The 12,555-nt window shown below is 63.5% G+C and carries 13 protein-coding genes; 5 read left to right on the plus strand and 8 right to left on the minus strand.

Annotation, left to right across the window (positions count from 1 at the left end; genetic code table 11):
• Window positions 1-444 precede the first annotated feature (444 nt).
• Entirely contained in the window at window positions 445-729 is a 285-nt protein-coding gene (locus BM269_RS29145; protein WP_139232803.1) for a hypothetical protein, read from the minus strand.
• 86 nt (window positions 730-815) lie between these two features.
• Here BM269_RS29145 and BM269_RS19455 point away from each other — a divergent pair, with 86 nt between their 5' ends.
• Entirely contained in the window at window positions 816-1,556 is a 741-nt protein-coding gene (locus BM269_RS19455) for an SDR family oxidoreductase (protein ID WP_090440670.1), read from the plus strand.
• Between the two features lies 1 nt (window position 1,557).
• On the opposite strand, the gene BM269_RS19460 is transcribed toward BM269_RS19455, so the two are convergent.
• Window positions 1,558-1,977: an NUDIX hydrolase gene (locus BM269_RS19460; protein ID WP_090440673.1), complete on the minus strand. Its 420-nt coding sequence runs from the start codon at window positions 1,975-1,977 to the stop codon at window positions 1,558-1,560.
• A gap of 230 nt (window positions 1,978-2,207) precedes the next feature.
• Between BM269_RS19460 and BM269_RS19465 the strand changes: the two genes are divergently transcribed.
• Genes BM269_RS19465 through BM269_RS19480 form a run of 4 tightly spaced genes read left to right on the plus strand, consistent with a single transcriptional unit; the run spans window position 2,208 to window position 7,197 of the window.
• The gene (locus BM269_RS19465) at window positions 2,208-3,458 is read left to right on the plus strand and encodes a porin (protein ID WP_229204709.1); all 1,251 of its coding nucleotides are present in this window, start codon (window positions 2,208-2,210) and stop codon (window positions 3,456-3,458) included.
• Window positions 3,459-3,472: 14 nt separating this feature from the next.
• Complete coding sequence (locus tag BM269_RS19470) at window positions 3,473-3,895, plus strand: type 2 periplasmic-binding domain-containing protein (RefSeq protein WP_090440832.1); 423 nt, start codon at window positions 3,473-3,475, stop codon at window positions 3,893-3,895.
• A gap of 2 nt (window positions 3,896-3,897) precedes the next feature.
• Window positions 3,898-6,543, plus strand: a complete 2,646-nt coding sequence (locus BM269_RS19475; RefSeq protein ID WP_090440676.1) for a bifunctional diguanylate cyclase/phosphodiesterase — start codon at window positions 3,898-3,900, stop codon at window positions 6,541-6,543.
• An 18-nt stretch (window positions 6,544-6,561) separates the two neighbouring features.
• Window positions 6,562-7,197 carry an FABP family protein gene (locus tag BM269_RS19480; RefSeq protein ID WP_090440679.1) on the plus strand — a complete coding sequence of 212 codons (636 nt, stop codon included), beginning with the start codon at window positions 6,562-6,564 and terminating at the stop codon, window positions 7,195-7,197.
• On the opposite strand, the gene BM269_RS19485 is transcribed toward BM269_RS19480, so the two are convergent.
• Genes BM269_RS19485 through BM269_RS19510 form a run of 6 tightly spaced genes read right to left on the minus strand, consistent with a single transcriptional unit; the run spans window position 7,198 to window position 12,517 of the window.
• The gene (locus BM269_RS19485; RefSeq protein ID WP_090440682.1) at window positions 7,198-7,788 is read right to left on the minus strand and encodes a hypothetical protein; all 591 of its coding nucleotides are present in this window, start codon (window positions 7,786-7,788) and stop codon (window positions 7,198-7,200) included.
• Window positions 7,785-8,399 (minus strand): SCO family protein, encoded by a 615-nt coding sequence (locus BM269_RS19490; protein WP_090440685.1) that lies wholly within the window; start codon window positions 8,397-8,399, stop codon window positions 7,785-7,787. The genes BM269_RS19485 and BM269_RS19490 overlap by 4 nt, the downstream gene beginning before the upstream one ends.
• Window positions 8,400-8,436: 37 nt before the next feature.
• Window positions 8,437-9,045, minus strand: coding sequence for a c-type cytochrome (locus BM269_RS19495; RefSeq protein WP_090440689.1), 609 nt, complete (start codon window positions 9,043-9,045; stop codon window positions 8,437-8,439).
• Complete coding sequence (locus BM269_RS19500; protein ID WP_090440692.1) at window positions 9,032-9,649, minus strand: cbb3-type cytochrome c oxidase subunit II; 618 nt, start codon at window positions 9,647-9,649, stop codon at window positions 9,032-9,034. The genes BM269_RS19495 and BM269_RS19500 overlap by 14 nt, the downstream gene beginning before the upstream one ends.
• Before the next feature lies 1 nt (window position 9,650).
• The gene (locus tag BM269_RS19505; RefSeq protein ID WP_090440696.1) at window positions 9,651-11,327 is read right to left on the minus strand and encodes a cbb3-type cytochrome c oxidase subunit I; all 1,677 of its coding nucleotides are present in this window, start codon (window positions 11,325-11,327) and stop codon (window positions 9,651-9,653) included.
• Window positions 11,328-11,329: 2 nt separating this feature from the next.
• Entirely contained in the window at window positions 11,330-12,517 is a 1,188-nt protein-coding gene (locus BM269_RS19510) for an NnrS family protein (protein ID WP_090440699.1), read from the minus strand.
• Window positions 12,518-12,555: the final 38 nt, after the last annotated feature.

Genomic DNA, 12,555 nt, shown 5'->3' on the forward strand with positions numbered 1-12,555 from the left:
GAGGAACCAGGACGCCCCGCCTGTGTCGAGCAAAACAGAGCATAGTGCGATGACTGATGTACCGAAGGAGCCAAAGCCAAACAACATACTCGCCAAGACGAGAAGCGTCCCGACCATTGGAATTCCAGAGACATTTGAAATGCCATCGAGACTTCCACGCCGACGGTTGATCCACCAGAGCCGAATGAAAGATAAGTAGAAGTTCAAAGCGCCTAGTGCGAACGCCCCGACAGCGAAGGCGACCGCGGTAAAGTCTGCATGATTAGCACCATACGACTTAACTATAGATGCAGCTGATAAGGCCAGTGGCGATAAACAAATACAGGCACCGATGGTGCGTCGAACGTAAATAGTCATGCGTAGCTTAGTCTCTCCATAGCTGCTGCAGTCGGCCCACTTCTCGCAATGCTTGAAGGCGCGTTGCTGGCTGTTAGGCGCGCTCGTTCAAATTGGCGGACCCGCGAAAGACTGGTTCGCGGACGTCGATGAAATGCTCCAACGACTCGTCGCGGAATCGTATGCAATCCCATTGCTGCGCCGAAGCGCTTGCAGCCGCTCATTGACGGTTGTGTCAGCGCTCTCGCTCGGGGATGCGCCGGCTCTGCGAATATTGAGGCGCAGTGCCTCATTTCGAATAGTCGTCACTCCCAACAGTTCATCCAAACGCAACGGCCGCTTTGCGAGCGTTTCAACGATCAAACGATCCATGGCCAGATATTCCAGTTTCATTGTGAATCCGCAAAGCGGTCGATCATTTATCTAATCTCGGAAGCCGACTACAATTCGACAAGATAATAGCTTGCTTTGAAATAAACATGGAAAAAATACTGATCGTGACAGGCGCCAGTCGTGGCATCGGCGCTGCCATTGCACGCCGGGCGGCGGCAGATGGCTGGGTGGTAGCCGTGAACTACCAGCGCGATGCGGATGCGGCGGCGCGCGTGGTGGCAGACATTGAAGCTACTGGTGGCCGGGCGCTGGCGGTGCAAGCGGACGTGGCATGCGACGAGGATATCGAACGGCTGTTTGCGACCGTTGAACGGGAACTGGGACCGGTCACGGGACTGGTGAATAATGCCGGCATCACCGGCGGGCTGGGTCCTTTCGCCGATACGAAGCCGGCGACCGTGGAGCAGGTGTTCCGCACCAATGTGCTTGGCCTGATGCAGGCCAGCCGCCGCGCGCTGGCCGCATTCCGTCAACATGGACAGGGCGGGGTGATCGTCAATATCAGCTCCACCGCGGCGACGGCGGGCAGCCCGAACGAGTACGTGGCATACGCGGCCAGCAAGGCGGCGGTCGATACCTTCACCATGGGTCTTGGCAAGGAGCTTGCGCCAGAAGGCATCCGCGTGTGCGGCGTTGCGCCGGGAACCACGCAGACCGATATCCATGCCACCTCCGGCGATGCGGGACGCCCGGCGCGCGTGGCGGGCCGCATCCCGATGGGCCGCGTCGGCGAGCCGGAAGAAATCGCTGAAGCGGCAGTGTGGCTGTTGTCGCCGGCGGCACGCTACATCAGCGGTACGACAATCCGCGTATCCGGCGGGGCCTGAATCACCACTCGATAGAGAGCAGCCGCGTCGCCATGCGCGGCCAGCACAAGGAACTCAGTTCATCGCGCGAGGCCCAGCGGAAACCGTCCGCTTCCGGTGTCGGTTCGCCGGTACGCTGGTGGGGGAAGAAGCTGGTGCAGCGCAGGTGATCTAGGCTGCACAGTTGCTCCCCGACTTCCACTTTGAACAGGTGAAGGCGCTTGTCGGGGCGATAGGTGAATTCGCCCAGGTCTTCGAACAGGCCGGCATCGAAATCCAGCCCGGTCTCTTCGAACAGTTCGCGCCGTGCCGATTGCAGTGGCGTTTCGCCGGGGTCTTGCAGTCCTTTGGGGATGTCCCAGCTGGCGGTCCCGGTGACATGGCAAAGCAGTATTTGGCGGGCGGAATTGAGCACCAGGGTGCCACATGAAACTTGCTGCATGTCCTTGTTTCCTTTGCTTTTTTACCATATTTTACTATTTCCCAATTACTAGTAATGGTACTCTAAGGAAACTTCTCGACAGTCACAAGGTGCTGTTATAAAGTGTGAGAATTCAGAAGGCGTGCCCCAGCGCCCGGTCTTACTATCCAACCCCAAAACCATCGCGTACGCATGCTCACAAGGCAAGCGACGCTGTTTTATTGCCGACGTTTCTTGCCAAGAGGGCCATTATGCCAAAGCTGCACCAGACGCCTGTCCTGTTCGCCCTTGCCGGAGCACTGCTCGTGCAGCCTGCCGCGCATGCCGGGCACACGGCAGGACAGGACGGCAGCTGGACCTTCGGCGGCTTCGGCACCCTGAGCGCCGTCCATTCGAGCGAGAAGCAGGCCGACTACGCGGCCAATCCGCTCAACCCGGGCGAGGCCGGCGCCACGCGCGACTGGAGTTATGCCGTGGACAGCCGGCTCGGCGCGCAGCTTACTTACAACAACGGTGGCCACTGGTCGGCCGTCCTGCAGGTTGTGGCGGAACGTGACCTCACGCACTCGTGGACGCCGAAGGTTGAATGGGCCAATGTGCAATACCAGGTATCGCCGGAACTGAGCCTGCGCGTCGGCCGTATCGCGCTGCCGCTGTTCCTGGCCGGGGACTACCGCAAGGCCAGCTATGCGCTGACTTCCGTGCGCACGCCGGTCGAACTGTATGCCTCGCTCCCAATCAGCAATAGCGACGGCATTGATGCGAGCTACCGCTGGAACTTTGGCAGCGTGAAGAATACGACACAAGTGCTGTTCGGCGGCACCAGCGTGCCGCTGTCCGACGATACCCGCGTCAAGGCGCACGAGCTGGCGGGCATTTCCAACACCAGCACGTACGGAGCGCTGACAGTGCGCGCCACTGCCATCCAGGGCGAGCTGGAAACGCCGTTGTTGCAAGAGCTGTTCTCCGCCATGCGCCAGTTTGGCCCGCAAGGTGAAACGCTGGCGCGCCGTTATGAACCGGACCGCAAGCGCGCCACGGTGCTCAGCATCGGTGCCTCCTATGATCCAGGCAACTGGTTCGTGATGGGCGAAGTAGGGCGTGTCAACGCGCGCTCGATGCTGGGCGATAAGTCCGCTGGCTATATCAGCGGCGGTTATCGCCTGGGCAGCTTCACGCCATACGGCACCTTCAGCAAGGTGGTCGCGAATACCCCGAACCGGGTCGCCGGGCTGGACCTGTCGATGCTGCCGCCTGCTTATGCGCCGGCTGCCCAGCGCCTCAACATGGAATTGAATGGCTTGCTCAGCATGATTGCGGAACAGGATAGCACCAGCCTGGGCCTGCGCTGGGATGCTGGCCGCAATGCCGCCGTCAAACTGCAGTTCGATCACGTGCGCCCGCGCAGCGGCACCAGCGGTACGCTGTCGAACATCCAGCCTGGCTACCGTTACGGCCGAAGCTTCGGCGTATTCAGCGCCTCGGTGGACTTCGTGTTCTGATGGGGGAGTTCGCGATGACCAGGAAACTCCTTTGCGGCCTGCTATTGATGCTGCTTGCCGGCGCTGCCGCCGCTGCCGAACTGGTAGTGGTGGTGTCGGCGCGCAGCGCCATTACAACCCTGCGCGCGGAGCAGGTGGCCGATATCTTCCTGTCCGAGGCAACGCGCTTTCCGGATGGCGGCGAAGTGGTTGCGCTCGATTTACCGATCGGCTCCCCGCTGCGCGACGACTTTTACCTGAAGGTTGCCAACCGCACGCCGGCCTTGATGAAGGCCTATTGGACCAAGAGGATTTTCACCGGTCGTGGCCAGCCGCCGCGCGAACTGCCCAACAGCCAGGCCGTGCGCAAGCTGGTGGCCGATAACCCAACCCTGATCGGCTACATCGACCGCAGCGCGCTCGATGCCAGCGTGCGTCCAGTGCTGGTGGTGCATTGATCATGAAACGCTGGCTGCGCATGTGCCTGGAGACGCAAGTCTCGCTGCCCCTGTTCACGATTGTCCTGCTGGCTGTGGTGTGGGGCACCACGCTGCATTTCATCGACAGCGAGGAAGCCGCCTCGCGCGCACTGGCCGCCGAATCGGCCGGCGAACTGATCGCCACCTATGAAGCGCAGGTGGCGCGCAGCATCAACGGCATCGAGCAAACCTTGCAAGTGTTGAAGTACAGCGCCGAAATCCAGGGCGCGAGCGGCGCCTTGCCGGAGCTGCAGGCGCATGGGTTGCTGCCATCGGGCCTGGTGTTCATCGTCAGCATTGTCGACTCCCAGGGCAATACGGTTGCCAGCAATCCGGCTGCAGCTCCGATCAATGTCGCGCGGCAGGAGTACTTCAGCTTCCATCAACAGCATCGCAGCAATTACACCTTCATTTCGCACGCGATGCGCGACGAGGCGAACCCGGACTGGCACCTGCATTTCACGCGCCGGCTCGACGACAAGCATGGAGAATTTGCAGGCGTGGTGATCGTGGAAGTCGATCCCGCTTATTTCACCAGCGGCTATGAACGTAGCCGCCTGGGCGAGCAGGGCATGCTCGGCCTGGTCGGCGACGACGGCGTGGTGCGCGCGCGGCGGGTCGGCGACAAGCAGTCTTTCGGACAGCGACTGGACTTGGCGGCGCTGCAGGCGCGCCGCGGCGTCCCGGTGGCCAGCAAGATCGATGGCATCAAGCGCTATACGGCAGTACGCCAGCTGGCCGGACTGCGGTTGAGCGCAATGGTGGGGCTGGCGGAACAGGAGCAGATGGCCGGCTTCGTGGCCCAGCGCCGCCAGCTGCTGTGGGAAGCGGTCGTCGCCAGTGCGGTGCTGATCCTGCTGGCCGCCCTGGTCTGGGCTTGCGTCTGGCAGGGGGCCAAGGCGCGCCGCCGCATTCGCCGCGCACAGGAAACCTACGCCGCCGCATCCGAATCGAACATGGACGCGTTTTTTGTCCTGCGCGCCATCCGCAACAAGGAGGGCGTGGTGGTGGACTTCAAGTTCGCCGCGGTCAACCTGCGTGCCGAGCAACTGACCGGCCGCAGCCGCAGTGAGCTGCGCGCGCAAACGCTGTGCGGCTGGATGCCGGCGGCACGCCATAACGGCATGTTCGAACGTCTGGCGCTGGTGACCAGGAACGGCGGCGTGCATCAGGAAGAGGGCCCGAACCTGGTGCCGCAGTTGCAGGCGGATTGGCTGCATTGGCAGGTGGTCGGGGTGGAAGGCGGCGTGGTTGCCATCGTGCGCGATATCAGCGAGCGCAAGCGTGCCGAAGATCGCATCTACCACATGGCGCACCACGACACCCTGACCGGCCTGCCGAACCGCAGCCTGGTCTGCGACCGCCTGGAGCAATCGATCGCCCATGCCGAGCGCAATAAGGAATCGGTGCTGGTGGCCTTCATCGATCTCGATAGCTTCAAGCTGGTCAACGATACGCTGGGCCACAACGCCGGCGACGAATTGCTGAAGGAAGTGGCTGGCCGCATGGTGGGCTGCGTGCGCCGCGAAGACACTGTGGGCCGCTTCGGCGGCGACGAATTCGTGCTGGTGCTGCCGCACGTGAACGACAACCCGCAGGTGCTGGTGCCGCTGCTGAACAAGATCCTGGAATCGGTGGTGCAGCCGATCATGCTGGAAGGGCAGAAGATGCAGGTGAGCTGCTCGATCGGTGTCTCCGTCTACCCGCGCGATGGCCGCGACGCCGCCACCCTGATGATGCATGCAGACGCCGCCATGTACCGCGCCAAGGACAGCGGCAAGAACAACTGCCAGTTCTATACCCACGAAATGAACGCCGGGCTGGAGGAAAAGCTGGCACTGACGGAAGGCTTGCGCAAGGCACTGGAAGAGCATCAGCTTTCGTTGGCCTACCAGCCCAAGGTGAACCTGGAATCGGGACGCATGTTCGGCGTGGAAGCCTTGCTGCGCTGGCAGCACCCGCAGCGCGGCGCCATATCGCCGGCCCAGTTCATTCCTTTGGCGGAAGAGCACGGCCTGATCATCCCGATCGGCGAGTGGGCCTTGCGCGAAGCGTGCCGCCAGGCCTTTTCCTGGCAGGAGGCCGGCTTGTCGCCGCTGGTGGTGTCGGTCAATGTCTCGGCGCGCCAGTTCGACGATCCGCGCCTGGTCGAGCGTGTCTCCGCGGCCCTGGAGTGGAGCGGCCTGGACCCGCGATGGCTGGAGCTGGAAGTCACGGAGAGCATGATCATGCGCGACACCGCGCAGTCGGTGGCCAAGATGCGCCAGCTCGAAGCAATGGGCATCACGCTGGCGATCGACGATTTCGGCACCGGATATTCCAGCCTCGCCGCGCTGAAATCGTTCCCGATCAGCCGCCTGAAGATCGACCAGAGCTTCGTCCGCGACCTGGTAGGCAACCCGGACGACCAGGCCATCACTTGCGCCATCATCTCGCTGTCGCACCAGCTCGACATGCGCGTGATCGCGGAAGGCGTGGAGACGGAACAGCAGCGCAGCTTCCTGCAGCAGCACGGCTGCGACGAGATCCAGGGCTATCTGTTCAGCCCTCCGGTGCCGCCGCAGAAGATCACGGCCATGCTGCTCGGCGAAGAATCGGGTGCCAAGGTTACAATGCTTGCTTCCTGATTAATGAGCAAGCATTCAATGAGCGAATACAGCAACGACATCTATACCGAACCTTCCGGCATCGACCTGGACACGCTGGCCAACCTCGGCCCGCTGACCGCCATGGCAGGGGTGTGGGAAGGGCAGCGCGGCCTCGATATCAAGCCAAAGGCCGATGGTCCGCGCAAGCAGGCCTATGTCGAGCGCATCGAGCTGCAGCCGATCGATCCGGTGACCAACGGGCCGCAACTGTTCTACGGCTTGCGCTACGTCCTGATCGTCAACAAACCAGACAACGTCAAGACTTACCACGAGCAGGTTGGCTACTGGCTGTGGGAACCGGCCACCAATACCGTGATCCAGACCCTGGCCATCCCGCGCGGCCAGATCGCCATGGCCTCCGGCACCGCGGCACCGGACGCCAAGTCTTTCGAGCTGGTGGCCCGGCGCGAGCAGAATACTTACGGCATCTGCTCCAATCCATTCCTGGAATTCGGCTTCAAGACCACTGAGTATCGCATCAAGGTCACCATCAACGACGACGGCACCTGGGGTTACGAGGAAGACACCGTCATGCTCTTGCGCGGCAAGGAATCGGAACCGTTCCACCACCTCGACCGCAACGTGCTGCATAAGGTGGCCGAGCCGACCCCGAATCCCTTGGCGCGCAAGTAATCAGGCGTGGTCCGCCTGGTTTGCCAGGGCAGGTAGCTGCCACACGCACCAGGCGGCGGCAATGCCGATCGAGGCCACCACCAGGCCGACGCCGGTAACCACCTGGTCGTTGAGGGAATAGGCATTGCACAGGCGCTGTGCCATGTCCTGGTACAGCAGGCCGGCGATGGCCATCATGGCGCAGAAATTCCCGAGGAAGAATAGCTGGATGACCGCCGCTGCCCGCGCCAGCGCACCCGGCAGCAGGAAGCCAAGCATGAACAGGCTGGCGAACTTGCCCGCTTCGGCCAGCGGCATCGTCAGCGGCTGTTCGAGCGCGCGCGGCACCATCCAGTATGCGCTGGCCAGCAGCAGCCAGACAAGGCCTGCCAGGCCATGCGCATCCCATCGCGCCACTGCGCCAGCCACCCGCGCCGACTTGCCCGTGAGCGCGCGGCCGGCCAATGCGCCACCGACGGCGATCATGGGAAGCTGGACCACCATATGCAAGGCCATCGACGCCTCAAGCGGCCCGCGCAGGAGCAGCGCTGCCACTACCAGGGTGCCGCCCGCCAGGGCAAGCCCGCCCGCGCCGCGAATCGCCGTGCTCATTGCGCCAGCTCCAGCGCAGCAGCCAAAGCCGCCTCCGGTTGCTCATAATCGACCACCTGCGCCAAGCGGCCATCCGGCGTCACGATATGGAAGGCAGCGTTGTGCTGGAATTCCCCCATTTCGGCCGGCAGCACGATGATCCCGACCTGGTCCAGCAAGGCTTGGCGCTGCGCCGCATCGGGCACTGCCGCGAACTGCCAGATCGCGGGCTCGGCCCGCATGCGCGCTGCATAACGCGCCAGGTCGTCCAGTGCATCGCGCGGGTCAAAGGAAATCGTCAACAGCCGCAGCTTGTCCTGCAGGCCGCGCGCAAGAATTTCACGCTGCATCTGCTGCAGTTCGGTGCCCTGTACCGAACACACGGCGTTGCAGCGCGCATAAAAGAACGTCACGATCGCGGGCCGCGGGTCGCCAGCCAGCAGGACCGGTAGCGGCACGGTTGTCGCACCGGGCAGCGCGAGCGCGACCCGGGGCAGGGCCAGCGGCGCCTCGGCAACAGCCAGGCGCCGGCCGTCTTCGGTGGCGACCACCCGGAATCCCATGGTGGCCTGCCACAGCGCCGCGCCGGCCACGACCGCCATGCAGGCAACCAGCGCCAGTGTGCGCGTCAAGTCTCCTTGCCTGAAGTCTCTTTGCCTCAAGTCTCCTTTAATCGGCTGGTTTGGCGAGTTTGGCGAGATCGTCGTCTCCATTGAACGGGTCCTTGCGCTCTGCGGTCGCGTCACGTGCCGCCTTGACCGCATCCGGCGCCACCTTGGCCGCGCTATTGCCGAAGTTGCCGCGGATATGGCTCAACACAGCCGCGATCTCCGCGTCGCTCAACTTATCCTTAAACGGCGGCATCTGTCCGTTATATGCCGAACCTTTCACGGTCAGCTTGCCCGTCACACCGTGCAGCAGGATGGCGGCGGCGACGTTTTCCGCGCCGGTCACCCATTCCGAGCCTGCCAGCGGTGGAAACACGCCCGGCAAGCCGGCGCCGCTCGCCTGGTGGCAAGCCACGCACTGCGCGGCATATAGCTGGGCCCCGTCGACCGCGCCGCCGGCGCCGGCCGCGCCACCAGCCTTGGCCTGCAGCGTCGCGATCGTGCGCCGGTCGCCCAGCGCCGGATCATCGTCCCGCACGGTGAGGATATAGCCGATCGCCCAGGCCAGCGCCACGCCAACGCCAAACAGGACGTACCAGGGAATCGGCCGGTCCTTCTCGGTCGGGTCGGGATTCTCGCGCTGCTGCGCGCCAAAATCATTTTGCGGCATTGGACCCTCCTTCCTTCCCGGCCAGCGGCGCCGGCAGTACCGGGTAAGTGTGGTCCAGCGCCTGCAGGTAAGCCACCAGGTCCAGCACCTCCGGCTTGGCCACCACCACCTTGCCCACGGGCTTGAAGCCAGGCGGCAGGTTCACCACCCGGTCGCCAGGTTCCGCTGCTTCCTTGTAATCGAACAGGTAAGGGTAGGACGGCATGATCGAGCCCGGCACATAAGCACGCGGCTGGAACATATGCCCCAGGTGCCAGTCGGCGCTCGGCTGGCGTGCCCCGATATTGAACAGGTCAGGTCCGGTGCGCATGGTGCCCAGCAAATGCGGCGTATCGTAGTAATAGTCCGCCGCTACCGAGGCCCGTCCCCAGCCGCGCTGGTCGTCCGGTGCCTGCGCCTTGTCGCGCGGCTGCTGCGAATGGCAATACACGCAGCCATTCCTGATGTAGACCTCGCGTCCGCGCAGCTGCTGCGCGGTGTAGGGCTTCAGGCCGGCCGGCGCCTCGCCCGCGCGCAACTGCACATGCGGCACGATCACCAGCGCTGACGTCGCGAGGGCCAGCGTCACCATCGCGCCGCCCAGGAGTTTGAGTTCGTCTTGCATATCAGGCTCCCGCGAGCTTGCTGGCCGGTGCGGGCGAATCGCTGTGCGTGTGCAGCAGCGCAGCGCCGACCCGACGCGGTCCATAGCGCAGCGCCATTGCGGCAAAATGCCAGGCAAAAACCAGGTGGCCGATGGTCATGATGGCGCCGCCGATCGAGCGGCTCTTCAGCCAGGGAATGGTCACGTTGACCGACTCCATGAAGGGACGCGCGGCATCCAGCATGGCCAGGCCTTGCAGCCAGCCGCCGATCGTCAGGCCGACGAAATAGATGCCGAAACCTGCCACCACCAGCCAGAAATGCCAGGCAATCAGTTTGGGATAAGGCCACTCCCAGGCCATCACGCGCGGCATGACGAAGTAGATGGCGCCGAACATCACCATCGAGAAGAAGCCATACAGCCCGAGGTGCGCGTGCGCCACCGTGAAGTGGGTAAAGTGCGTCACCGTATTCACGCTGCGCAGGGCTTCGATCGAGCCCTGGATCGAGCTGAGGGTGTACATCATGCCGCCCAGGACGATAAAGCGCAGCGTCGGCGAATACACCAGCTTCGAGAAATGCCCGCGCATGGTCATGTGCTGGTTGATGGAGAACGAAATCACGGGGATCACCATCATCACGCTCTGCACGATCGATAGCGTGATCAGCCAGCCCGGTACAGGGCCGCCGATCAAATGGTGGCCGCCCACCTGCCCATAGAAGAAGGCAAGCGTCCAGAACCCCAGCAGCGACAGGTTGTATGATTGCACCGGGCGTCCGATGATCTTTGGCAGGAAGTAGTACACCGACGCCACCGCCATCGGCGTGTAGAACAGCCCCAGCACGTTATGCCCGAACCACCAGTTCATCGCCGCCTGCTGCACGCCGAAGTGCACTGCCGGCAGGTTCCCGATCAGGAACAGGATAGGGAACCAGAACAGCGCCGCGCCCATATACCAGATCGACACGTACAGGTGATGTACTTTGCGGCTTTGCAGGGTGTACACCAGCGGCAGGCCGACCAGGGCGCCGCCTGCCACCAGCAGCAAGTCCACCTGCCAGGGAATTTCCAGCCATTCAAGGCCATCGCTGATGCCGGCCGCAATGCAGCCCAGGCCCGCGATCAGGCCCGCATTCCACAGCATGGCGCCGAAAATGGCAAAGCGCCCGCCGACCAGATGCGTCTTCAGCAGGCGTGGCAGGAGCCAGATCGCAATGCCGAGCGCCGCCATCGGCGCCCAGCCGTAGGCCACCGCATTGAGGTGAATGGTGCGGATGCGGCCGAACGTCAGCCAGGGATACTGCACCAGCCAGTCCGGCTCATGCAGCTTGATGGAACTGGTGAGTCCCGCTGCTGTCGCCACCAAGAGCCACACCACGGAACAGGAAAGAAAAACAAAGGTGACAAAAGCACTCGAACGGTCCGCCTCCACTCGTTCCGCCAACTCCTGCTGCATGGCGGCATGCTCGGCGGGGCTGGGTGCCCGCCGTTCCTGACCATCCACCGGCAGCGCCAGCCCGGCGCGCTGCTCCGGGCTGGCTGCCGGTTCCTCGCCGTGGCCGATCTCGCCCGGCGAGAAGATGACATTGGCGGCCGCCGAGGTGGCGTTGAACAGGCGATGCCGCAGCGACCAGATGAATACCAGCAGGCCGCTGACAGACAGGATGAAGGACGACAGGAGAATGGTGACGGTATCCACTTTTAACCTTCCCGCCCGTCGATGCGGGCCTGGCTTAAGTAAGGCGCATACACGAACAGGTAGAGAAGGAAGGCGGCCGACCAGGCCAGTGCCGAGCCAAGCAACAGGAAGTCACGCATTCCAGCGGGAACTATATTGGCACACAAACGGGCCACCGCGCCAGCCTGCAGCAAAAGATACATTGCGCTTTCGGCCGGGCCGGCGCGCAGCATGCGGCCCGTGTGGCCAAGGGCCGTGCGGGTGATCATGCCAAGGATCAGGCCGGACATGCCGCCCACTGCCAGAGCGTGGAAGGCGCTGCTGGCCGAACCGATGCCCAGCGCCGCAAAGCCCAGCAGCACCAGGCCGGCCACGATCCAGGCGTAAGCCAGGTGCAGGATCCACAGCAAAGGCACGCGCACGGTGGCAAACGGCGCCCAAGCGGCCAGCCGGATCGCGTTGACCGCCGCCGCCGCGAAAGCCAGCAGCGCCACCACGAAGCCCGGCAAGCCCGTCACCCAGGCCAGCGCTGTCGCCAGCAGCAGGGTGATGCTGGCCTTTTCGCGCCACGCCACGGTAAGCGGTTGGCTGCCCGGCGCGCCGTTACGCGTGAACATGGGGATCACGCGGCCGCCCATCACCGCCTCGAGGACCGTGATCATCAGGATCGCCCCGTGCACGGGAGTCAGCGGCGACAGGGCAATCCAGCCATTGGCCGCAGCATGGAACAGCAGGTTGGCCACCGACAGCAAGGCCAGGATGGCGCAGATCGGGTAGTTGCGTTTGCTTCGTGCCAGGTAAAGCACGCGGCCGAAAGCCACCGCGCACAACGGCAGGAACAGGCCATCGACGATCAGCGCCGGCACGCCGGGCGCCAGCAGCATGGCGATGCGGCCGCCTATCCACAGCACGGCCAACCCTGCAAGCTGGCCGCCGGCCGGCGTCTGCAGGTTGGTCCAGTTGCGGCCAGCGGTAAACAGGAAGCCGACAATCACCGCGCCGCCAAAAGCGAACACCATTTCATGCATATGCCATAGCATGTTGGCCGCGGGCATGGCGGGCAGCATGCCCTTGTAGGCCAGCAGCCACACTGGCACCGACAGCATCGCCAGCGCAGCCGCCAGCAGGTAGAAAGGGCGGAAACCCAGTCGCAGCAGCGGATGCGGCTGCCCGGCTGGCGTGGGTTCGGTGGGAATATGGATGCTGCGCATGGCGGGCCTCATGTTCTTAAGATGTATAATGAATGCTA

Origin of the sequence: Duganella sp. CF458, from assembly GCF_900113115.1 — a bacterium.
Taxonomy (GTDB): Bacteria; Pseudomonadota; Gammaproteobacteria; order Burkholderiales; family Burkholderiaceae_D; genus Rugamonas.